We start from the raw sequence: 21159 nt of genomic DNA, 5'->3' as shown, positions 1-21159 counted from the left end.
CAGTGCGGTCACGATGCGCCCTCTCCTGTCCGCTCTCCGGTGTGCGGGTCGACGATGGTGGTGCAGCGGGTCCACGAGTCCACTGCGCGTTCGCCTGGATGGCTGATAACGGCTGGTTCGATCGGCGGCGCGGTGTCGAGCAGGCCGTGTTCGCGGCAGTAGTCGTCGTTGTAGATGGTGTCGAAGTAGCGCTGGGGGCCGTCGGGGAACACCGCGGCGATTCGTGTGTCTTCCGGCAGTGTGCGTGCGGCCCACCCGGTGACCAGCGCCACGGCTCCGACGCTCCAGCCGCCGGTCGCATAGTGTGTCCCGGCCAGCGCGCGGCACGCCCACACTGCTTCGGCGGGTGCTACCCAGTGCACTTCGTGGAACGCCGGGTAGTCGACGTTGCGGGGGAAGATGCTGGATCCCAGTCCGCGCATCAGCCGCGGGCCGGCGGGCTGGCCGAAGATCGTGGAGGCGACCGTGTCGACGCCGATCAGCTGCAGTTCTGGGTTGAATCGGCGCAGCACTCGCGCCACACCGGCGGAGTGGCCGCCGGTGCCGACCGCGCACACCAGCACGTCGATATCTCCGAGCTGGTGCTGCAGCTCCAGGCCGAGGGATTCGTATCCGTCGACGTTGTCGGGGTTGGTGTACTGGTCGGGGCACCAGGCTCCGGGCTCTGCCGCCATGAGTTCGGTGACGCGGTCGCGGCGTGCTTGTTGCCAGCCGCCGCTGGGATGGGGTTCGGTCACCATGTCGACGCGGGCGCCGTAGGAGACGAGCATGCGTGCCACGATCGGTTCGAGGCCGGGATCGGTGACGACGGTGACGGGATGGTGGTACACCGCGCCGGCCAGCGCCAAACCGAGGCCGAGGGTGCCGCTGGTGGATTCGATGATGCGGGCCCCGGGTGCGAGGTCTCCGCGTTGTTTTGCGCGTTCGACCATGTGCAGCGCGGGCCGGTCCTTCATCCCGCCGGGATTGAAGCCTTCCAGTTTCGCCCAGAATCCGCGGTCGGCCGGCGCCAAGGGCGCGCTCACCCACAGGACCGGGGTGTTGCCGACCAGTGAACTGGATTCCCGTACCGGGGCCGGTGGGGTGAGCACTCCAGCGGCTGCTTCGGCGGGTTTGCCGAATACGACGTTATTCATGATTGTCGCTTTCTGTATCCGAACCGCCGCGCCGGGCGGTGTAGACGGTGAGCAGGCAGCGAACACCGGCCGACGACATAACGGGTCGCGGCCTGGCGCTGACCGATCAGCGTCGGGAGATACAGAAATTCGTGAGTATGTCTCGTCCGTTCGACACGGGTAGTGCGGTGATGGGAGGGCCGCGGATTTCACGTGTGCCGGTGAAAATCAGGGCGATGGCGCCTACTGCGGTCGCGGCGAGAAACGCCAGCCACAGCAACGGCGAAATCGTCGCTCCGCTGGAGGGCAGCAGCGACTTCTCGACGCATTGGATCATGTGCTGATCACAGTGGTCGATGAGTCCCCCGCTCATTGCGTGCGGGGAATGGGTGTGCGAGGGGAAAACGGCCTCGACGGCTGCCACGACGGGGGGATGGGTGTGCTCGTCTTGCCCGTGCAGGGTGCAGTCGATCAGTGGGGCAACCAGCAGCACCGCCATCAGCAGTCCCAGCGATGTGCGTCGCAGGCGAGCGGAAATGTTCACCGCGGACCACTCGGATCCAGGGAACGGCTGCCATGTGGCAACGCCTCGGTTGCCGGAGATGGTGCACCGGCCTCGAAGTATCGACCCTCGTCTATGCGTTTACGCTGCATATCGGTGTATTCGGACATCCTGGCCACCTGCACCACCTCCTCTCGTCACCCATTGTTCTCTCGGCGAGGGCCACATCGGCGAAGCAACACTGCAACGGTCGCGAAACAACCTACCCGTCACATCCATCCTGCCTCGCCTTCCTGTGACCAGAGCCACCGATGGCACCGACCGTGGGAAGGGTGCCCATCTCCGGCCGGGCTTGGCGCGCCGGCCGGAGACGAATCGGTCGGCGCGCCGATGAACCGGGTGTGCGCCACGTTCCGATGTGGTCCGCGAAGTCAGGTGACTACTCGGTAGCCGGCGGTTTCCACAGCGTTCTTGACGGCGTCGGGGTCGACTTCCTGGCTTGATTCGACGGTGACTCGGCCGGTAGCAGGGTCCGCGTCGACCCGGGAGACGCCGTCCAGGGCGCCGAGCTCGGTCCGGACTTTTGAAGCGCAACCGCCGCAGGTCATTCCCGCGACGGTGATGATCGAGGTGCTCATTTCGTTTCCTGTCGATCTGGTGAGGACCCGCGTGCCCATCCGGAATCGTCGTTGCCGGGCTGCGGGAGGAACACTTCAACCCTTACCGTACCCCTGTGGGGTATGCAACCGGTGGAGTCGACACGGCCGCGGGCCCCGAACTCGCCGGTGGCCCTGTGTGGTGGTTTCAGCGACCGGGTTGCCGCAACCTCTTGACTTGATACCCCCGGGGGGTATTGTAGGTTTCGTTCCGCGGCGCGAAGTCGCCACAACACCAAGGAGAACCAGATGAGCAGCGCAACCACCACCGTCACGGTCACCGGCATGACCTGCGGTCATTGCGTCTCCTCGGTCCGCGAGGAAGTCGGCCGGATCGACGGCGTCACCTCCGTCGATGTCGAGCTCGCCAGTGGGCTGGTCACGATCGGAAGTTCTGCTCCCGTGGAGCGTGATGCGATCGCAGCCGCCGTCGACGAGGCCGGCTACCGGCTGGCCGACTGACCCATCCACTCGAACTACGACACGACAGCAAGGAGCATCCCGATGAACACGCCCAGCAAGTTCGCCGGCTTCGCGCTCGGGCTCGCGGCGATCTTCGGGATCGCTGTCGTCCTCGGTGCGGCCATCGGCCCCACTCCCGATGCACCCGCCGACCACGACACGCACCCGGCTGGGCCCGCCGCCTCCAGCGGGCCCAGCCCCGACCAGCTACCTGGTGGTCTGCTCGTCAGTGAGCGCGGCTACACACTGCAACTGGATACCCCGCGAGTCCGCCCCGGGGCCGAGGTTGCGGTCGGTTTCCGCATTCTCGACGCTGCTGGGCTGCCGGTCACCCGGTATGAGCGCAGCCATGACAAGGACCTGCACCTGATCGTGGTCCGCCGCGACATGGCTGCTTTCCAGCACGTGCATCCACGCAGGGATGCCAGCGGAACCTGGCGCGTGCCGCTGGATCTGTCGCGTGCCGGTGACTATCGACTCTTCGCCGACTTCACACCGGAAGGCGGGGAGAACCTGACCTTGGGCGCGGATCTGCGGGTGCCGGGCAACTACGACGCCAAAGTGCTGCCGGCGCCGGAGACCGCTGTGGCGGTCGACGGCTACACCGTGACCCTCGACGGCGCTGTCATCCCCGGCCAGGCGTCGAAGGTGACGCTGTCGGTCAGCCGTAACGGCCGCCCGGTCACCGACCTGCAGCCCTACCTCGGCGCCTACGGGCACCTGGTCGCTCTGCGGGCGGCGGACCTCGCCTACCTGCACGTGCACCCCGAGGGGGAACCCGGTGACGGCAGCACACCGGCGGGACCCGGAATCACCTTCTCCCTCACCGCCCCCACCAGTGGCGACTACCGGCTGTTCCTCGATTTCCAGCACAAGGGCACGGTCCGCACCGCGGAATTCACAGTCCGGGTCACACAGAGCAACCCGGGTGCCGAGACGCCTCCGGCGCAAGTCGGCGAACAACCCGGCCACGGCCACTGACCACCCGCAACCATCCCGAGCTTGCCGTTACCCACCGACTCCATCCCTGGGGGACGCCTGCACGACAGGCACCCCTTGAACCTCTGAGTTCGAGCACCACAGAACGGAGCACCCCATGACCACCGCGACGAAACCATCGCCCACCGGGCAGGTCGAACTGGTGATCGGTGGCATGACCTGCGCCTCCTGCGCCAACCGCATCGAGAAGAAACTCAACAAACTCGACGGCGTCACCGCCACCGTCAACTACGCGACCGAGAAGGCGCGTGTGGACTACACCGGCGATATCGCGCCCGAGGAACTGATCAGCGTCGTCGAGGAGGCCGGCTACACCGCTGCCCTACCGCGCCCCCCGGCTTCCGCCGAAACTGCGGAGTCCGCCGAACCGGATCCGACGGCCGCGCTGCGGACCAGGCTGCTGGTCTCGCTGGTACTGACCGTGCCGGTGATCGCCATGGCGATGGTCCCGGCCTTGCAGTTCACCAACTGGCAATGGCTGTCACTCACCCTGGCCGCGCCGGTGGTGATCTGGGGCGCGCTGCCGTTCCACCGGGCGGCTTGGACCAACCTGCGCCACGGCGCGGCCACGATGGACACCCTGGTGTCCATCGGCACGCTGGCCGCGTTCGGCTGGTCTCTGTATGCCCTGTTCTGGGGTACGGCGGGCACTCCGGGGATGACGCACCCGTTCGAGTTCACCATCGCCCGGATGGACGGCACCGGCAGCATCTACCTCGAAGCGGCGGCCGGGGTCACCACATTCATCCTGGCCGGGCGCTTCTTCGAGGCCCGGTCCAAACGGCGGGCCGGCGCGGCGCTGCGCGCGCTGCTCGAACTCGGGGCCAAAGAGGTGTCGGTGCTGCGCGACGGCCGCGAGGAACGCATCCCGGTCGACGCACTCACCGTCGGTGACCGATTCGTGGTGCGCCCGGGGGAGAAGATCGCCACCGACGGCGTGGTGGTCGAGGGCTCCTCGGCGGTCGACGCGTCCATGCTCACCGGGGAATCTGTGCCGGTCGAGGTCGGCGTCGACGACGCGGTGGTCGGCGCCACTGTCAATGTGGGTGGCCGGATCGTCGTGCGGGCCAGCCGGATCGGGTCCGATACCCAGCTGGCGCAGATGGCGAAACTCGTCGAGGATGCCCAAACCGGCAAGGCGCAGGCGCAGCGGCTGGCCGACCGGATCTCCGGGATCTTCGTGCCGATCGTCATCGCGCTCGCGGTCGCGACACTCGGATTCTGGCTCGGCACCGGCGGCTCGATCGCCGCGGCGTTCACCGCTGCGGTAGCCGTGCTGATCATCGCCTGCCCGTGCGCCCTGGGCTTGGCCACCCCGACCGCATTGATGGTCGGTACCGGTCGCGGCGCCCAGCTCGGTGTGCTGATCAAGGGCCCGGAGGTGCTGGAATCGACCCGGCGGGTGGATACCGTGGTCCTGGACAAGACCGGCACCGTCACCACCGGGAAGATGACGCTGCTCGATGTCGTCGTCGCCGACGGCGAGTCCGCCGATCAGGTGCTGGCGCTGGCCGGGGCCCTGGAGGACTCCTCGGAACACCCGATCGCCCAGGCCATCGCCAAGGGCGCCCGCGACCGGGTGGGTGAGCCGGCATCGGTCGAAGGCTTCGCCAATATGGCCGGGCTCGGCGTGCAAGGAGTTGTGGACGGGCGCGCGGTGGTGGTCGGCCGGACCCGGTTACTGGAGGACTGGTCACTGCACTTGGACGCCGAACTCGAGCGGGCGATGCGTGCCGCGGAAGCGGAGGGAAAGACTGCGGTCGCGGTCGGCTGGGACGGCGCGGCCCGCGGAGTGCTGGTCGTCGCCGACGCGGTGAAACCTACTTCCGCCGAGGCGGTATCGCAGCTGCGGGCGCTCGGTCTGACTCCGATCATGCTGACCGGCGACAACGAAGCCGCCGCCCGCACGATCGCCGCTCAGGTCGGGATCGATGAGGTGATCGCGGAGGTCCTGCCGCAGGACAAGGTCGCTGTCGTGGAGCGGTTGCAGGCCGAAGGCAAGGTCGTGGCGATGGTCGGTGACGGCGTCAACGACGCTGCCGCACTCGCTCAGGCCGATCTCGGTCTGGCCATGGGCACCGGTACCGACGTCGCTATCGAGGCCAGCGACCTGACACTGGTGCGCGGGGACTTACGGGCCGCCGTCGACGCCATCCGTCTGGCCCGCCGTACGCTGGGCACGATCAAGGGCAACTTGTTCTGGGCGTTCGCCTACAACGTGGCCGCGATCCCACTGGCCATGGCGGGCCTGCTCAACCCGATGCTGGCCGGGGCCGCGATGGCGTTCTCCTCGGTGTTCGTGGTCAGTAACAGCCTGCGGTTGCGCCGCTTCCGGTCCACCGCACAGTAATCCCGCCGCTCGCCCGGCCCACTTCGGTTGCCCCGAGACCCGCGCTCGGGGCAACGGAGGACCGGCATCGACTCAACCCAGCAGAAGAAGACGGAAGCGGGGGTGGCAGAACCGGGAATGGAGTTCCCGCCGGGCTGCTGAAATAAAACTCGAACCGACGCTCTGCCCGGGCCGCGCGCATTGTTCGATCGGCCCTCTCCGCCCGACTAGTGAGGTGACGTGTTGTGAAAATGCCGGTACCAGAACGTCTGTGGGATCTGATAGGTACCCAGCTCGGACGCCCCGACGGTCTGATCGGGCGCCTGGTCGGCCGGATCCTCAACCGCGGTAACCGTGCGACCGTGGGCGCTGCCGTCGCGGCAGCCGACCCGGCCCCGGGAGCCACCGCTGTCGATATCGGCTTCGGTGGCGGAGTCGGGCTCGGGCTACTGCTGGACCGAGTCGGGGACACCGGCACAGTGCACGGCGTAGAAGTTGCACCGACGATGATCGAGCAGGCTCGGCGCCGCTACCGTGACGACCTGGGCACCGGCCGGCTGACCCTGCACACTGCCGCCATGCACGATCTCCCGCTCTCCACTGCCACGGTGGACGCAGTGGTCAGCACCAACACCGTGTACTTCATCGAGGACCTCACGACAGCATTCACCGAGGTCGCCCGTGTCCTGCGCCCCACGGGGCGCTTGGCGCTCGGTGTCGGCGACCCGACGGCGATGGCGCGGATGCCCTTCACCGAAAACCGGTTCCGGCTTCGCCCGATCGACGAAATCACCGGCCACCTCGAAACGGCAGGTTTGACCGTCGTCCGTGAGGAGCGGCTCACCGACGAGGGCGCAGTCGAATTCCACCTCTTGATCTGCGAAAAGAAGTAGACCCCATGCGACTTCCGCGGCCTTCCGACAAGCCGCGGGGACCAGCTGTTGCCGGTCGTATGTACGGACACATTCCGCCATGCGATCCACCGGCAACCGCGAGGAGTATCGATGACACAAGCAGCAAACCGCATCATCGGCCATCCGGCGACCCGGGCAGTCTTGCGATGCGTCGCCGGATGCGTCCTCTCCGCTGCCCGACAGGCGATACGGAACAACCGCGAACACGCCGACCGCGCCGGTCGCAGACGGTGAGGGACCCACCGTTTCGCTCTACTCACGGAAAGTACGGCGACGGCGGCCTGTCGCGGCACACCGGTTACGACGCCAACCTCACCCGTATGGTCCTCGAAAGCTGGGCCACCGCCTGTCGGAGCTGTGCTGAAGAATGCGGGCACCACAGCGACGCACACGCCCACTGCCGTATCTGCGCGGCGGTATCCCGCCGGTGTGAATCCGCGTGCCGGGATCTGGTGTCCGCACTCGCCTGAATCCCACTGCCCAGCCGCTGGACTCGCCGTTTCCCATCGATGGTCAGGTCTGTTCGGCTGCCGGTATCCGGTCGTCGGTAGAGGCGGATACTGCGGTGGAGCGCGGAGTTCGCAGTAGGGCGGCGATGAGGACAGCACCGAGGGTGAGGATGACGGCAGCGATCGTGAGTGCGAAGGAAAAACCTTGTGACCGAGTGGAACCGGCAGCGGCGCCACTGTGACGTTCGGCCACGGCGACCAGTACCGCCACGCCGATAGCGCCACCGATCTGCTGAACGGAGCTGAACAGAGCCGAGCCGAGGCCGGCGTTCTCCGTGGTGGTGCCGGTGACCGCCGCAGCCGTCAGGACCGGCAGGCTCAACCCACATCCCAGACTGGTGACGAGCATGCCCGGCAGCACGCCCGTAGCGTATGCATCGCCGGCCGCCACACTGGACAAGATCAGCAGCCCGGCTGAACTGATCAGGAACGACAGGACCAGCGCCCACCGCATCCCGAGCCTCGTGATGAGGTAGGTGGAAAGGCGCATTCCCACGAGAATTCCAGCGCCATAGGGCAGATAGGCCAGCCCGGCCTGCAACGGACCGTATCCGAGGACGGTCTGCAAGTGGATCATCAACAGGAAGGCCATGGCGAAAAAGGCCACTGAAAACAGCAACGTCGCCGCGTTGGCGACCGAACGCGTCCGGTCGGCGAGAAACGCCATCGGCACCAATGGCTCGGCCGCCCTGGATTCGACCGTGAGGAATGCGACGGCCAAGAGTACTGCCAGCAGTAGTGCTGCGATGACGGCGAGGTCTGTCCAGTTCGTTTCCCCGGCTCGGAGCAGGCCGTAGACCAGGGATACCACGGCGCCGGTGCCCAGGACGGTGCCGGGTATGTCCAGCCGTGCCCGGGAGCGTGCCCGGCTTTCCGGTATCAGGCGGGGCATCAGTACGAGGGCGGCCGCCGCCACCGGCAGGTTGATGAGAAAGATCCAGCGCCAGGATGTGAGGTCGGTCAGCACGCCGGATATCACCAGGCCGGTAGTGCCGCCCAGAGCTGCGATTCCTCCCCAGATGGCCAGTGCCCTGGTGCGCTCTGCTGGGCCCGGGAACAACAGGGTGATCAACGACAGTGCGGCGGGACTTGCCATGGCCGCGCCGGCGCCCTGAACGAACCGTCCGAGCACGAGTTGCCACGGTTCCTGGGCGAGTCCGCATGCCAGGCTTGCCACGCCGAACAGCGCCACCCCCAGGAGGAAGACGCGGCGGCGGCCCAGCAGGTCGGCTGCTCGCCCGGCCAGCAACAACAGTCCGCCGAATGTGAGGAAGTAGGCGTTGACCACCCAGGCCAGCCCTGCGCCGCTGAAGCCCAGCTCGTCGCGGAGGCTGGGGAGGGCAACGCTGACCACATTGTCGTCGAGGACCAGCATGAACTGCACGAAGCACAGAACCACCAGCGCGCCCCGGCGCCGGCCAGGGGCTACGGAAGCGACCGCCGGTGTCACGGCATGCGTTCCGGCGTCGAGGGCGTACGCCAACCATGGTGAGTCGCAAAATTTTTCAGCACTCGACGACGCTATGCGCCAATTGAACCTGGCCACAATACGCGATGAGGCCGGATGATATCGCATTGAGGACATAGGCTGGTGCCATGCTCAACTCCGCCGACTCGTTCATCCCGTCCGGCGCGGGAGTGATCATCGTCGGCCAGTTCCCGCTGACGTCGGGGGAGTGGATCCCCGCTCACAGCCACACACACCACCAGCTGGCATGGACGCGTCGCGGGGTCCTCAGCGTCGCTGTTGCCGATGCCCATTGGGTACTGCCGCCCACCCGGGCCTTGTGGATACCGGCCGGGGTGATGCACCGGACCGGCGCCACCCGCGAGGCGGTGTTGTGCAGCCTCTACCTCGATCCAGCACGCTGCTCCCTGGACTGGACCGAGCCCACCGCGGTCGGCGTCGACGCGCTGCTGGCCCAGCTGATCACCTATCTCGCCCGCCGCGACCTCGCCGATGACCCACGGTTGCGCGCCGAAGCGGTCGTGTTAGATCTGCTGCACCCCGTTCCGGCCCTGCCGATAGACGTACCGCATCCCGTGGACGAACGGGTCCGCGCCGTGGCCGACGCCTTGCTCGCCGACCCTGCCGACCCGCGCAGCCTCGAAGCGCACGCGCACGCCATCGGAGTGAGTCGACGAACTCTCACCAGGATTTTCGTCCGCGACACCGGTATGAGTTTCGACCGGTGGCGCACCCATATGCGGCTGCGGGCTGCGCTGCCGCTGCTCGCCGAAGGTCGCACGGTGCCCCAGGCCGCGCATGCCGTGGGATACACGACTGCGAGCGCCTTCCTCGCGGCATTCCGGCGGACCGTGGGCACCTCACCCGGACGCTACCTCCACGCAGACGCCGGGCTCGACCCGTGACGCCATTCCGTCGGCCTGCAGCGACCGTGAGGCCCGAAAATGTGTGAGCGCATGTGCATGGACGTGCCGGATGCGGGTACATCCAAGGCCCCACTCGTAGGTGCTGATAGGAGGTGGGCCCGATGATGGAAATGTGCATGCAGATGATGAACATGGCGCGGAACTGGTGGAACGGAATGTTCCCTGGCATGCCCATGTCCATGATGTAGGCACAGGTCCGGTGATCGCCGAGCTGAACTATTCTCCGTCAGCTGAATCGCCGGCACGAAAGGAATCGACGCGCCGCTGTCCGCTTCGGCGTCGATGACAGCGGCGTGCGACAGGCTCCCCTGAACTCCGGTGAATACGCGCCTCCGCGCGACTGGGAACTCGGCTGTCCTACCGGGGGCTGGCCATGGTGGCTGTGCCCACTATTCCGAGGGGCCGCCACCAGTGGCGAAGAGGCACCTCAAGCAGCCAGTGCGGTCGGCCGCTCCGTTCGGGGCCATCGCGGGTGCTCGGCGTCGATGACGAACACATGTGTGTGCAGCCAGGCGCGGGTCCGGCTGACCACCGCGTTCGCGCTGCCGTTCGGACCGGTACGCGAACAGCGCATCACCGAGAGCGTCCTGGAACTGATCGCCGCCGAGGTCGGCGCCCGCAACCCTGCCATCGCTACTGTGCTTCTGGACTGGGAGCCCTACGGCGGACTCAGCGTCTCGGGGCTCCGCGACCGTCACGGCAACCCGATCGACGATCACGACCTCACTCTTGATATCACCTTCTACGCCAGCGATATCCGCGCCACCGCCGACACCGCCCTCACTGGTTCGCGACCGCACGAACCCGGTCTCTTCCGCCTCGACCTCACAGCAGCCATGACATCGGCAACCCAGCCACCGGGCATCGTTGCGGCACACACGCTGCGCGCGGGGCAGCGACTCGATCATGGCAAACGGGTACACGCGGTGACCGGGCGTGAAGACCACCTCGATATCGCCTTCGACGACGGCACCTGGTGGTGCGATGTCCCCGCCCAGCATCCGATCACCCTCTGGGATGGGAACCCGAGCACCCGCCGCTACCCGTTCACGTTCCTGGCCACCGACGAATACAGGATCCACCGGCGCGAAACAGGCCACGACCCGACACACCGGCCCGGGGCGCCCGAGTACGAGAATCCACCGACGCGCACCCCCCGTGTCGGAGATCGGGTCCGCATCACCGGTCTGCTACCCGGCGACCCGGCCCCTCTCGACCTCGGCGCTACCGGAACCGTTACCGGGTTCGGCGCGCGGTATGCCGGGCAGATCTTTGTCGACTGGGACAACGGGCGCGCACTGATCCTGCTCGACAGCGACCCGTTCGAAATACTCTCGGCCGAGTCCGCCGCAACACCGTAGGCCTCCACCCTGCGGCGCCCGAGTTCGCCGACGGCGGGCCGTGGCCACTGCGGCCGGTCGCCGCAACACCTGCCCACGACAGTGTTGGGGCCGCCCCATCAGGGCGGCCCCAACACTTCGGCCATCGGAGGTTCAGTCGTCCTCGTTATCGTCCTGGTTGCGATGGGCGGCGGCATCGGCGCGGTCGGCGAAACCCGACGTTGCCGTCGGCGAGGACGGGTCCCGTTCGGCCGCGGCGCCGATCCGGTCGGCCGATTCACGATCCATCCATTCCCTACTACCCATGGCCCAACCTCCTTACGAGTGTGAACACCGCCCCGATACGGGTCTCGGGACGAGGTATGGCTTCGGTCCGCTGCGTGGACTATTCCGGCCGGTAGCGGACTCGTGGTAGTCGGAGGGAAACATCGGCACGGAGGCCAGTGCAACGAACTTCCGGCTACCCTGTTCAAGGAACGTCCCCCCGAATACACCGCTGCGCCCTGCGCGAGGAGCCGGTGGCGACTGCCCGTCCCGACTCTCCGGGTGATCTGCCCTCTACGCAGTCTCCAGTATCTCGCTGGTGGGTAACCTCCGGCAAGGCTGTTGTGGTGAGTTTTGTGACTGCCCGGCATCCTTCTGAGCAGCGAAAAGGGCTCGGCGACACGATGTCGCCGAGCCCCAGTTCGCCGGTCGGGTTGTCGAGGTTTCAGGTGTTATCGATCCGGCTGGCGAGCCAGTCGAGGACATCGCGGACGCCCTGGTCGTAGCCGGTCTGGTGCACACCCGAGGTGAAGAACTCCGCGGCGTCGCCGCCTTGGCGGGCGAGGTCGGCCATATCCGACAGCGCGGCGCTGGTGGCGGGGTCGGTGCGGGCGGTGAGATCGGCGGCGAGTCCGGTGAGCTGGCCGGCTCCGTCACCGACGAGCGCTGATGCGGCGGTTGCCGCGAGATCGGTCGCTACCGGGGCGAGTCCGGTCAGCTCGAGGCCGGCGCCGACGGGATCGCCGGCGGCGAGTCGGTCCACGGCCCGCCAGGCAACCTCTTGGGCGAGGCCGATATTCGTGGCGATTCGGCCGATATCGACCCGGGCGACGATATCGACGACTTGCGCGGCCACGGCGGTCCAACCACTGGGGTCGGCAGCAGCGGCCAGCGACAGCGCCCGCGCCACCAGGCGCAGGTCGACCTCGTCGGCAACCTGGACCAGCGGGTTGAACAGGTTGTTGAGCTCGCCGCTGATCCAATGCGCGCCGGGAATGTCACCGGCGAGCACGGCGTGGGGGAGCCGGGCGACGTTGTCACCGATCGAGGGAAGGTTCGCGGTGAACTCGGCCAGCCCGCCGAGCACGAGGATCACCTGCCGTGCTACCGACGCCGGATCCAGCACGCCAGATGAACTCGCGGCGGCGGGATCGTCGAGCAGTGCGGTGTTGCCGGTGAACGCACGCCCGACCGCCGCGAGGGCGGGCGAGGTTTCCGGGGAGGTGGCGCAGTAGAGGTCGCCGGCCGCACATACGGTACGGATACGGTCGGCGAGGCTGCCGAAGTCCTCGCGCGGACCGGCGATTCCCTGCCCGTACACCGGTTGGCTGAGCTGTGGTGTGCGCGGGTCGCGGTTCGGGTCCGACAACAGCCCGGCGGCAAGGACCCGTGAGTCGGGGATCGGGCCGCGGCCGTGCCCGATCCCTGCGAGCACATCGCCGACGATGTCCGCGCCTTGGGAGTACCCGGCCAACACCACCTGCGTGGTCGGGCACAGCCCGGCCAGTGCCCCGGATAATGCCTGCACGCCACCGGATTCCGACTGCTGATACGGCGCGGGTGCGGCGGCGTACGGCAGGGACCGCACGTCGATATCGGCGCCGTAGCGGGTGCGTAGGCCGTCACCGATCGGCGCCAGCATCCCCACCGCCGCGCCCGGGTCCGCGCCGGGGGTGGTTTCCCCAGTGCCGGGCACCAGGACCGCGGTCCAGCGGGGACAGGTGCTGGTATCGGTGGGTTCAGCGCTGGCCACCCCGGTGGTGGTTGTGAGGGTGGCGGCGCCGATCGCGACGGTGGCGGCTGCCGCTACCAGCCGCGCGATCCGCGGATTTGTTGCCGTGCCATGACGGCGTATGGGGGCACGTCGGGGTGTGTGTCGGTGGTTGAACATGAAGGGCTCCCAGCGGGTGTCGTGTCCGGTCGTGCGGGCAGGTGGTGTCGCCGTACCGGGGACTCCGGGTTTTGCGACGCCTTTTGGACACGAGTGGTCGGCAAACCCCGCCGACCACGCCACACGAGTTGCCGGACACCGCGCTGGGCGGCTCGGGAGCCCCGCTGGAGCGAGGCGAGTACGGAAAGAGGGGCATGGATTCTCTTGGCCTGGAGCCGAAGACGGGAGCCGCACACCCTCGGCAAGGGGGTGCGCGGCTCCCGGGTGAAGAGGCTGTGTGGGTCAGGGCTGTGCGGGCTGGGCGAGCATGAACTTCTTGGGTCGTTCGGTGGTCATCTGTGCGACCCCGGTACCGACCAGCCGGAGCAGGGCGTTGTAGACGGCGCCGGACGAACGTCCGCCGAGGGCCTTGCCGATCTGATGCGGCGAGAACTCCTGCCCGGGGTGATCACGCAGGTGATCCTCTACCAGCCCCCGCAGCGCCCCAGGAGCGAGTTTGCTCACCTCCGGTGCCTGCTCGCCGTCGGCCTGTCCCGGCGGTTGCTGCCCCACACCGGTTTCGGCGCAAGCGCCGGTGTCGGAGTCGGTATCGGTTTCGGCGATTGGTTCGGACGGGGCGGTCTCGGTCGCAGGTTCGGTGTCGGCGTCGCCTGTATCCGAGGTGCTGTCGTGTTCGGGCGGCTGTCCCGAGCCGGAGGGTTCGGGTTCGGGTTCGGTGCTGTCGTGGGTTTCGGTGGGCAGTGCCCAGCGGGCGGCGGAGCGGGGGTTGGTGTCGTTGGTGTGGCGGGTGACGGTGCCGTCGGTGGCCCACTGGTTGAGCAGTTTCCGAGTTTTCGACTGGCTGATACCGGCGGCGATGGCCAGCTCGGTGGCGGGTGTGGGTTCGGTGCCGATGACCGCCCAGAGGGCGTCTTCGACAGCGGTGCGGGCATATTCCGTCGTGGAATTGGACATGACTGGTCCTCCAAGGAAAGTGGTGGCTGGTGGTGATGTTTCGTCATGTCCCGGCCGGGACGGCACCCCGGAAAATATTGGATTCGTTGGGCGCCGGTATCCATGGACGCTCGATACGGGGTGAATTGTCAAGCGGAATCGGAGATAAGCAGCCATGGCGGTGTGGCCGATGTGTGGAATCGGTGAATATTCGCGCGGGGAACTGTTTTCTCGTGTCTCGGATGCGGGGTTGACAAACGGGCGGCCATCGAGCGTTCATTGGTGCGGAAACCCCTGCGTTTCGGTATTCACGCCGAACGTGGAGGCGACCTGCCCCGGCCGGGACATCGCACACGGTTCACTCACCACTGATATCCGGAGACGAGTCATGTCCACTGACAATGCGCTTTTCGATATGTCCGGCCGCACGACAGCGGCCCGAAACATGGTGTGCCTGCGGTTCGAAGGTTTCCTGACCAATCAGTGAGGGTGGCCCCGACCTCGCCCTAATACGGCCCGAATTCTTGGAGTGTTTCTGATGGATACCACTGTTCTCATCGCGCGTCTGGACGAGTCGTACACTGTTTTCGGCACCGGCGAATTCGTTCACCGGGTCAGAGAAGTTGTATTCCAGGTGACTTCAGCCGATGAGTGCAACCACCGTGACGGCTCGATCTGTACTGGGTGCGCTCCGTCGTGGCAGCTGGACTACGAATTCGACGAGCCGTTCCCCTTCGAGCGTGTCCGGCGGGTCACTGTGGCGGAGCTGATCGGGGCGGGACGGGTGAAGGTGGGCGATCGAGTCGCCAGTCCCGAGTTCGACGTCACGGCGGTAATCACCGCCTGCGGTGGATTGATGCTGCCCGACGGCCGCATCTTCACCAACCCTTCCGCCGCCGCCCACGCCGCCCGAGCTGCCTCCGCTGAATAACACCACGGTCCACCTCCTGACCCGCGGTCTCCCCCTTTTTTCGGGAGACCGCGGGTCGCTCATACGGAGTGCATCATCCGAGCCATGGCGGCTACCTCTGCCCTGTAGATCTGATTCACCCGTGTTGGTAATCCTCGGACGGCCGGTGATACGACCAGGGATGCTCGTTGCGATTGGTGTGGCGATTCTGTTGTCAGCAGCCAGTCAACTCCCGGTTGGTGGCCCTACAACGGGGAGTTGACTGGCCGTGAAAGCAATCCTGTCGCAACAGGAGTGGCGTTCAACAAGCCGCACGCATGGGGCTTTTCAGTTCATCCGCTAATCCAGTGGTTGTGCGGCCATCCAGTGAAGAATAAATTCGCACCCCTTCTCGGTTAGCTCGACCTGCTTGGAGTTCAACCGTGACTCCTGTTCAGAAAGTACCTTGCTGCGAAAGGTATCCCGGAATTCTATGAGTCCATCGTCGAGAAGGTTCGTAAATGCCCACGTCATCGGTTCATAGATACGGATCCTACCGCCCTGGATCATACTTTCCTGGTCCTGAAGTGTTATCCGCTCCGGACTCCAGCCGTCTTCTAACCACTCCTGGGGAAGCCAGGGGTCGTTATCGTCAATGAGGCTTTGTACCCACTTCTTTGTGTCATTCCACCTACGTATAAATGCCCTGAGGAGCTGTCGTTCGAGGTCCGTGTACCGATAGTTTAGAATGTCGAGATTCGCCTTATACTGGAGCATCGCTTTGCGGTCGATGTCACCATGGTCGAATCGCGTGTGACAGGTGGGGCATAGCGCGATGAGATTGATGAAAGTGTGCTGCTTGACCTTTGCCCATGGCGTTATATGGGCCAGTTCGACTGGTGTCTGGCGGCATGTCGGGATGGCGCATCGGTGGCCGGCCTCGACGAGAACAGAGCGCCTGAGTTCGGCGGATATTTCCGGTCTTCCTTCGGGCATCAAATGATCTTATGTTGCAAGCTGGGTGAGTCGGGCTCGGATATTTGTGCTCGCGTCGGTCATCGCGTCGCTGGTATCGCGATGTCTGCTGGGTACCGTGTGGTCACGGATCGGTGGTGTTGCGATATTGCTTGCCCCAGGGCAGGGATTCGGTGAACAGGTGCTGGGAGGTCCAGGTGTGGGCGCAGTGGGCACAGAGAGTGTCGTGGTGGGTGCATTGGCGGGGGTCGGCGAGGGGGATGTCGACTTCTTCGATGTGATGGACGAGTTCGGTGCTGTCGGGTGGGATGTTGGCGAAGTCGACCAGGGCTCTGACGGTTTCCGGTGGCTTCATTCGCGATCTCCCTTCGAAACGTGACGCTCCGCGCACGGCAGCGGGTCTACAGTTGCGGGTCGGGTGCTGGGGCCAGGGCGGCGGGCCGGGTTGCCGCGTAGTAGTCGTCGCCGGGCCAGCGGTAGTCCGAAATCTGCACGGGCTGACCGAAGGTCGGTGCGTGCAGCATTTTCCCTGCGCCTAGGTAGAGGCTGACGTGGTGGACGTCGGAGGCAGTGCCGTAGAACAAGAGATCACCAGGCTGGAGCTGGTCTTCCGGGATGCGGGGACCGGTGTGGACTTGGTCATAGGTGGTGCGCGGGATCGTGATGCCGGCTTTGGCGTAGGCGGCTTGGGTGAGGCCGGAACAGTCCCATCCGCCGGATTGTTCGGGTCCGTTGCCGCCCCAGACATAGGGTTGGCCAAGTTGCTGGCAGGCGAACGAGATCACCGTCGCGGTGGTGGGGTTCGCGGCCCGGATGTCGGTGCAGTCGCCGCTGCCGGGCGGTGGTGTGGTGGCGTGGGTGGAGTAGCGGTCGGCTTGAGCGAGGACGTCACGGACGTACCAGTCGGCGTGGTTGTAGGCGAAGATCGCCGCATACAGGTCGGCGGGTGCCCCGGAGTCGCACAGGTAGTGGGCGGCGGCATGGATGGCATCGTGGGGGTCGTACCGCGAGGGCGGCGTCGCTCCGCCCGGTGGTAGTGGATGGCGGGCGACGACGGAGTCGAAGGTCGGGGCGAGGAACTGCATCGGCCCGCCTGCTCCGGCGAAGTTCTCCCCGGAAGCCACACCTGGTAGTGGTGAACGGCCGTGGTCGGTTTCGACCTTGCCGATCGCGGCGAGGATCGACCAGTCCAGGCCGGGACACGAGCCGGCGCCTTGCTGGTAGAGCACCAACATCTCCGGTGGGATATCGGTGAGCGCTTCGGTACTCGGCGCAGTACCCGGTCCCGGGGTGGGAGTGTGGTCGAAGACAGCGACGGTGGCCACGACTGCGGCGATGACGACCGAGCAGAACACGACCGCCGCCGCGCCCGCCCCGAGTGCCTTGGCGAACATCACCGTTCTCCCTCGACGCTGGGCGGATGGGGCGCAGGTGCAGGCAGCACTGTGGGGCCGTCGTCGGCGGGCGCGCCCGGCGTGCCGGTGGATGCCGGTGCCGAGAGGAGATATGGCCACGCGGCCGGGAGCCGGTGCAGCGCAACACGTCCGCCGCTGGTGTCGTCGAGTGCCAGCCATACCCGGTCGGCGGGGCTGGGATGTGGGGCGGTGGGGTCGAGGAGGTCGGCGGCGGCAGTTGCCACCGGCACTGCTGCGGGGTCGGGTAGCGTGCGCCAGGTGTCGAGCAGTGCGGGCCGGGCGGTGGTCTCGCGGCGGGTGGTGGGCACCCACAGCAGGACGGGGGTGATGATGCCGGTGGAGCGGGCGAGTTCGGCGTAGCCGGCTAGTTTGTTCGCCACTGTGGACAGGGTGATGGTGCCGAGGTCGTATTCGAGGAAGAAATCCAGCACCGTGTCGGGGTGGGTGTAGCGGCCGTAGGCGTCCGGGCGTACAAGGTCGCCCCAGAGGCGGCGGCAGCGGGTTTCCGACCACCACGCCAGCACCCGCCCGCCGCCTGGTGCGGTGGTGAGGGCGGTGAACCATTCGTTGACGCCGACGGTGTGGGCCAGGTGCAGGCTGTGGGCGATGCCCATGGCCTGTTCGTGGCGGTAGTGCAGGTCACGGACCTCGACACCGGCTTCGGCGGCCAGCACAGCGGCCCCGGCCGGGGCGAGGACCCAGTGCACGGGGGCGCTGCCGCGGGTACGCAAGGGCCGGAACCGGTCGAGGACCCTGTAGCGGTACAGCGTCAGGAGGCGGCTGCGTGCCTTGGCGTAGGTGGGGAATCCCAGCGCCGCGAGTTGGAGGGTGGTCAGGACCCGGTGCTCGTGCAGCATCCGCAGGATCCACCGATCTCGGGTGGTGAGTCGCACGACCAGCCGGGCATGGTCGGTAGCCGGTGCCCGGCCGGGCCGGGGGGCTCGCAGGTCGGACTGGCGCAGCGGGCGATTGATCATGTGAACCGACCTCCGAAATGTCGAGCAACGGTGCTGGCCAAAGCGATTACTGCCGTTTGCGTGGCGGCGAGCGTTAGGAACGGCGGGGATCGCTGGCGCTCGCCGACCGAGTGCGGGGTGTGGCGAGACCCGGTCCTGGTTCGGCAGCCGGCGCCGACGGTGGTGGTGTGGCGAGGCGTGCCCGCGCGGCGGCACGGATCTCGCGGGCACGGCCCGGCACCGCTGGGGGCAGAGGTTTCGTGGTGAGCGTGAACGGTGGTGCCTGCTGGCCGCGGACCAGAACCCGGGCCGCGGCGTGGTAGGCGTCGAGGTGGGTCAGGTCGTGCTCGGACAACCAGGGGCTGGTGTGGCGGGCCAGGTCACGAGCGTCTTCTGGGGAGGCGGTGAAGATGACCTTGTTGCGGGCGTTCGCCGAGACCGCGGCCCGCATATCCGAGGGCAGCTGGCCGAGGTTCTGGTGCGCGAGGACCAGCGACAGGCGCAGGCCGCGGGCTTCGGCGAGCATGTCCTCCAACGGAGTGGCCAGGTTCAAGAAATTGTGGGCTTCGTCGAGAGCGAGGGTGGCATCCGCGCGCTGGTCGGGGTGGGTGCCGACGCGGGCGGTGGTGGCCTGCCAGGTGCGGGCCACCAGCAGCGATCCCATGAGTCGGCTGGTGTCTTCGCCGAGGGAGCCTTTCGGTATCCGAGCCAGGCAGATTCCACCCTGATCGAGCACTTCGCCCAAATCGACCGTCGAGGGGCCGGCGGCGAGAGCGTTGCGGACGAATTGCCGGAACAGGAAGTGCCGCAGCTTGTTCAGTAGCGGTCCGATGACCTGGTTGCGGGCGGAATCGGTCAATTCCTCATATGAGGACCAGAACCCGCGCAGCACCGGGTCGGCGGTGGCGCGGGTGACCCGGGCCCGGAACGCCGGTTCGGTCAACAGCCGGGGGAGGTCGGTGAGGGTCGCGACCCCGGGTTGGCGGCACAGGGTGAGCAGGCTGGCCCGCAGTACGTCGTCGGTGCGCGGGCCCCACCATTGGGCGAAGGTGCGGTGAAAGATCGTGGCCAGGTTGTCGACCACCAGGTCGGTGCCCGCACGATCCGCGGGGGTGTCGAGGGGATTCAAACACGGTGGCTGACTGCGGGAATCGGCATCGAACAACACCACCCGATCCGCGCAGCGCTGAGGCAAGCGGGCGAGGATATCGGTGATGAGGTCGCCTTTGGGGTCGACGACGACCACGCCGCGGTCTTGGTCGGCCTCGTCGAGGATCAACTGGGCGAGCAAGGTGGATTTCCCGACGCCGGTCGGGCCCAGTACGTGCAGATGGTGGCGGGCATCGGCGACCCGCACCGCAACCGACCGCCCACCCGGAGCATCCGAGAGCCCAAGAGATTTCGCGTAGGTGCCCGCGACCGGGATCTCCGGTGTCGGAGCAATAGCGCGGGCACCTGCCCGCTGAACACCCGGGATCGCCGGATCGTGCGGAAGGTGCGCAACCGCGGCGAGTTCCGGGACCGAGAGCAGATCCCCACGGCCCAGTCGCCTGCGCGCAAGCGCCGAGCCGAGTCTGCGGTGTCTGCGGTGCCGATAGTAGTTGTGGTCGGTACAGGACCCGAATACCACTGCCAGCGCATCCGCCCGCCCCCGCGCAAAAGCCCGCGCCGCGCCCCGGTCACCGGTCTCGGGCACAGGGACGGTGACGGCGTAGCGGATGACGCTTTCCCAGTGCGCGCCCCGGGCTTTGTCAGCGGCAGCACGGTGCTCGGTGTTGTCCTGCATGGCCGCCTGAGGGTCTTTGACCTGTGTCGCAGCGGCGGCGCGGGTTCGCCCAGAGCGGCGGACCGGGCCCGGGGTGAGGAGATCCAGAATCTCGCGCAGCAGTGGCACCGGCCACGCCGCCGTTCCGCTGCGGGTGCGGGTGCCGCGGCGCACGCGTCGGCCGGTGACCGGCCGCGCTAGCACTTGTACGCAGGCGGCCTGGCCCGGGGTGAGGTCGTCGGCGGCGGAAATGAGATCGCGGACGAGATCGCCATTTCCATAGTCGGTACGGATCGGCAGCACTTCCCGGCGCCCCAACCGGAGTTCACCGCCCGAGAGCATTCTCCGGACCTTGGGGCCGGGGAGGGGGAGAGGGTCGGTGGTGGCGTGACTGGTGCGGGTGTGCGCGCCCGGCCATGCCGAGGCCACCGCCCGCTCCACCAGTCCCGGCGGAACCTGTCCGGGTACCCAGATCCGGATGGCGACACCGGCTTCCGGGGTCACCGTGTATTCGAACCCGAGGTGCGGTTGCCCGAACACCATGCGCCGCCAGGCTGGGCGCAGTTGCCCGGTCAGATGCGCCCACAACGCTGCCGCGCCCTTGGGATCGACCTCGGGTGGGGTGAGGACGGTGACCTGGCGGGCGCCGGCACCCAGCCGGCGCCGGCGCACACCGGTGAGCACCCGTGCCAGCGCGAGCACCACCGCGGCCAGAAGGACGCCGGTGACCGCGGCCGGACCGGTCACCACCGATATAGCGGTGCCGAGGAGATCGCGCAGCGTCGCGGCAGGGTCGAGCAGGAACCTGCCCAGTTCGTCCTGGGACGCCGAGAACAGCAGGCTCGACATGG

Annotated in this window: 19 protein-coding genes and 1 pseudogene; 8 read left to right on the top strand and 12 right to left on the bottom strand. The window is 67.2% G+C overall.

Annotated elements, in window-relative coordinates; all coding sequences use genetic code 11:
* Window positions 1–8: 8 nt before the first annotated feature.
* The 3 genes from FEK34_RS15575 to FEK34_RS15565 form a co-directional block, all read right to left on the bottom strand.
* Window positions 9–1136 carry a PLP-dependent cysteine synthase family protein gene (locus FEK34_RS15575; protein WP_040793555.1) on the bottom strand — a complete coding sequence of 376 codons (1128 nt, stop codon included), beginning with the start codon at window positions 1134–1136 and terminating at the stop codon, window positions 9–11.
* Between the two features lie 106 nt (window positions 1137–1242).
* Complete coding sequence (locus FEK34_RS15570; RefSeq protein ID WP_138448543.1) at window positions 1243–1614, bottom strand: hypothetical protein; 372 nt, start codon at window positions 1612–1614, stop codon at window positions 1243–1245.
* Window positions 1615–2048: 434 nt separating this feature from the next.
* Window positions 2049–2255 carry a heavy-metal-associated domain-containing protein gene (locus FEK34_RS15565; RefSeq protein WP_040793554.1) on the bottom strand — a complete coding sequence of 69 codons (207 nt, stop codon included), beginning with the start codon at window positions 2253–2255 and terminating at the stop codon, window positions 2049–2051.
* 267 nt (window positions 2256–2522) lie between these two features.
* Between FEK34_RS15565 and FEK34_RS15560 the strand changes: the two genes are divergently transcribed.
* The 5 genes and pseudogenes from FEK34_RS15560 to FEK34_RS30810 all read left to right on the top strand — a co-directional run.
* Window positions 2523–2735, top strand: coding sequence for a heavy-metal-associated domain-containing protein (locus FEK34_RS15560; protein WP_040793553.1), 213 nt, complete (start codon window positions 2523–2525; stop codon window positions 2733–2735).
* 42 nt (window positions 2736–2777) lie between these two features.
* Window positions 2778–3716, top strand: a complete 939-nt coding sequence (locus FEK34_RS15555) for a hypothetical protein (RefSeq protein ID WP_040793552.1) — start codon at window positions 2778–2780, stop codon at window positions 3714–3716.
* Window positions 3717–3831: 115 nt separating this feature from the next.
* The gene (locus FEK34_RS15550; protein WP_040793551.1) at window positions 3832–6084 is read left to right on the top strand and encodes a heavy metal translocating P-type ATPase; all 2253 of its coding nucleotides are present in this window, start codon (window positions 3832–3834) and stop codon (window positions 6082–6084) included.
* 230 nt (window positions 6085–6314) lie between these two features.
* Complete coding sequence (locus FEK34_RS15545; RefSeq protein WP_040793590.1) at window positions 6315–6956, top strand: class I SAM-dependent methyltransferase; 642 nt, start codon at window positions 6315–6317, stop codon at window positions 6954–6956.
* Between the two features lie 302 nt (window positions 6957–7258).
* Window positions 7259–7447, top strand: a pseudogene (locus tag FEK34_RS30810) (four-helix bundle copper-binding protein); the annotation flags it as partial.
* 43 nt (window positions 7448–7490) lie between these two features.
* On the opposite strand, the gene FEK34_RS15535 reads toward FEK34_RS30810, so the two are convergent.
* A complete protein-coding gene (locus tag FEK34_RS15535; RefSeq protein WP_212748763.1) occupies window positions 7491–8870 on the bottom strand; it encodes an MFS transporter in 1380 nt (459 codons plus the stop codon).
* A 212-nt stretch (window positions 8871–9082) separates the two neighbouring features.
* Between FEK34_RS15535 and FEK34_RS15530 the strand changes: the two genes are divergently transcribed.
* Both FEK34_RS15530 and FEK34_RS15525 read left to right on the top strand, forming a co-directional pair.
* Complete coding sequence (locus FEK34_RS15530) at window positions 9083–9859, top strand: AraC family transcriptional regulator (protein WP_040793550.1); 777 nt, start codon at window positions 9083–9085, stop codon at window positions 9857–9859.
* 506 nt (window positions 9860–10365) lie between these two features.
* Entirely contained in the window at window positions 10366–11241 is an 876-nt protein-coding gene (locus FEK34_RS15525; protein ID WP_171048230.1) for a hypothetical protein, read from the top strand.
* A gap of 132 nt (window positions 11242–11373) precedes the next feature.
* Here the strand turns inward: FEK34_RS15525 and FEK34_RS30005 are convergent, their stop codons facing one another.
* From FEK34_RS30005 to FEK34_RS15515, 3 genes are all read right to left on the bottom strand, one after another.
* Entirely contained in the window at window positions 11374–11526 is a 153-nt protein-coding gene (locus FEK34_RS30005; protein WP_157112827.1) for a hypothetical protein, read from the bottom strand.
* Between the two features lie 403 nt (window positions 11527–11929).
* Window positions 11930–13375: a cutinase family protein gene (locus FEK34_RS15520; RefSeq protein WP_068043524.1), complete on the bottom strand. Its 1446-nt coding sequence runs from the start codon at window positions 13373–13375 to the stop codon at window positions 11930–11932.
* A 282-nt stretch (window positions 13376–13657) separates the two neighbouring features.
* On the bottom strand, window positions 13658–14329 hold the full coding sequence (locus tag FEK34_RS15515) for a hypothetical protein (RefSeq protein WP_068043522.1): 672 nt from the start codon (window positions 14327–14329) through the stop codon (window positions 13658–13660).
* A 517-nt stretch (window positions 14330–14846) separates the two neighbouring features.
* Between FEK34_RS15515 and FEK34_RS15510 the strand changes: the two genes are divergently transcribed.
* Window positions 14847–15239 carry a hypothetical protein gene (locus FEK34_RS15510; RefSeq protein WP_068043520.1) on the top strand — a complete coding sequence of 131 codons (393 nt, stop codon included), beginning with the start codon at window positions 14847–14849 and terminating at the stop codon, window positions 15237–15239.
* A gap of 318 nt (window positions 15240–15557) precedes the next feature.
* Here FEK34_RS15510 and FEK34_RS15505 read toward each other — a convergent pair whose 3' ends face one another.
* The 5 genes from FEK34_RS15505 to FEK34_RS15485 form a co-directional block, all read right to left on the bottom strand.
* Window positions 15558–16193 carry an HNH endonuclease gene (locus FEK34_RS15505; protein WP_084471187.1) on the bottom strand — a complete coding sequence of 212 codons (636 nt, stop codon included), beginning with the start codon at window positions 16191–16193 and terminating at the stop codon, window positions 15558–15560.
* A gap of 103 nt (window positions 16194–16296) precedes the next feature.
* Window positions 16297–16527 carry a hypothetical protein gene (locus FEK34_RS15500; protein ID WP_068043516.1) on the bottom strand — a complete coding sequence of 77 codons (231 nt, stop codon included), beginning with the start codon at window positions 16525–16527 and terminating at the stop codon, window positions 16297–16299.
* Window positions 16528–16573: 46 nt separating this feature from the next.
* Window positions 16574–17566: a C40 family peptidase gene (locus FEK34_RS15495; protein WP_068043514.1), complete on the bottom strand. Its 993-nt coding sequence runs from the start codon at window positions 17564–17566 to the stop codon at window positions 16574–16576.
* Window positions 17566–18564, bottom strand: a complete 999-nt coding sequence (locus FEK34_RS31170; RefSeq protein ID WP_068043512.1) for a replication-relaxation family protein — start codon at window positions 18562–18564, stop codon at window positions 17566–17568. Before FEK34_RS31170 ends, FEK34_RS15495 begins: the two co-directional genes overlap by 1 nt.
* Window positions 18565–18637: 73 nt before the next feature.
* Complete coding sequence (locus tag FEK34_RS15485) at window positions 18638–21157, bottom strand: type IV secretory system conjugative DNA transfer family protein (protein ID WP_068043510.1); 2520 nt, start codon at window positions 21155–21157, stop codon at window positions 18638–18640.
* Window positions 21158–21159: the final 2 nt, after the last annotated feature.

The organism is Nocardia cyriacigeorgica (assembly GCF_005863245.1).
GTDB classification, from domain to species: Bacteria; Actinomycetota; Actinomycetes; order Mycobacteriales; family Mycobacteriaceae; genus Nocardia; species Nocardia cyriacigeorgica_C.
This window is presented reverse-complemented; position numbering and strand designations above follow the sequence as displayed.

Excerpts from the sequence above, each read along its gene's own strand:
- FEK34_RS15505 (WP_084471187.1), bottom strand. The coding sequence starts at position 16,193 with ATGCCCGAAGGAAGACCGGAAATATCCGCCGAACTCAGGCGCTCTGTT.
- FEK34_RS15520 (WP_068043524.1), bottom strand. The coding sequence starts at position 13,375 with ATGTTCAACCACCGACACACACCCCGACGTGCCCCCATACGCCGTCAT.
- FEK34_RS30005 (WP_157112827.1), bottom strand. The coding sequence starts at position 11,526 with ATGGGTAGTAGGGAATGGATGGATCGTGAATCGGCCGACCGGATCGGC.
- FEK34_RS15555 (WP_040793552.1), top strand. The coding sequence starts at position 2,778 with ATGAACACGCCCAGCAAGTTCGCCGGCTTCGCGCTCGGGCTCGCGGCG.
- FEK34_RS15550 (WP_040793551.1), top strand. The coding sequence starts at position 3,832 with ATGACCACCGCGACGAAACCATCGCCCACCGGGCAGGTCGAACTGGTG.
- FEK34_RS15495 (WP_068043514.1), bottom strand. The coding sequence starts at position 17,566 with ATGTTCGCCAAGGCACTCGGGGCGGGCGCGGCGGCGGTCGTGTTCTGC.
- FEK34_RS15570 (WP_138448543.1), bottom strand. The coding sequence starts at position 1,614 with ATGGCGGTGCTGCTGGTTGCCCCACTGATCGACTGCACCCTGCACGGG.
- FEK34_RS31170 (WP_068043512.1), bottom strand. The coding sequence starts at position 18,564 with ATGATCAATCGCCCGCTGCGCCAGTCCGACCTGCGAGCCCCCCGGCCC.
- FEK34_RS15545 (WP_040793590.1), top strand. The coding sequence starts at position 6,315 with ATGCCGGTACCAGAACGTCTGTGGGATCTGATAGGTACCCAGCTCGGA.
- FEK34_RS15530 (WP_040793550.1), top strand. The coding sequence starts at position 9,083 with ATGCTCAACTCCGCCGACTCGTTCATCCCGTCCGGCGCGGGAGTGATC.
- FEK34_RS15560 (WP_040793553.1), top strand. The coding sequence starts at position 2,523 with ATGAGCAGCGCAACCACCACCGTCACGGTCACCGGCATGACCTGCGGT.
- FEK34_RS15575 (WP_040793555.1), bottom strand. The coding sequence starts at position 1,136 with ATGAATAACGTCGTATTCGGCAAACCCGCCGAAGCAGCCGCTGGAGTG.
- FEK34_RS15525 (WP_171048230.1), top strand. The coding sequence starts at position 10,366 with ATGACGAACACATGTGTGTGCAGCCAGGCGCGGGTCCGGCTGACCACC.
- FEK34_RS15565 (WP_040793554.1), bottom strand. The coding sequence starts at position 2,255 with ATGAGCACCTCGATCATCACCGTCGCGGGAATGACCTGCGGCGGTTGC.
- FEK34_RS15500 (WP_068043516.1), bottom strand. The coding sequence starts at position 16,527 with ATGAAGCCACCGGAAACCGTCAGAGCCCTGGTCGACTTCGCCAACATC.
- FEK34_RS15515 (WP_068043522.1), bottom strand. The coding sequence starts at position 14,329 with ATGTCCAATTCCACGACGGAATATGCCCGCACCGCTGTCGAAGACGCC.
- FEK34_RS15485 (WP_068043510.1), bottom strand. The coding sequence starts at position 21,157 with ATGTCGAGCCTGCTGTTCTCGGCGTCCCAGGACGAACTGGGCAGGTTC.
- FEK34_RS15510 (WP_068043520.1), top strand. The coding sequence starts at position 14,847 with ATGGATACCACTGTTCTCATCGCGCGTCTGGACGAGTCGTACACTGTT.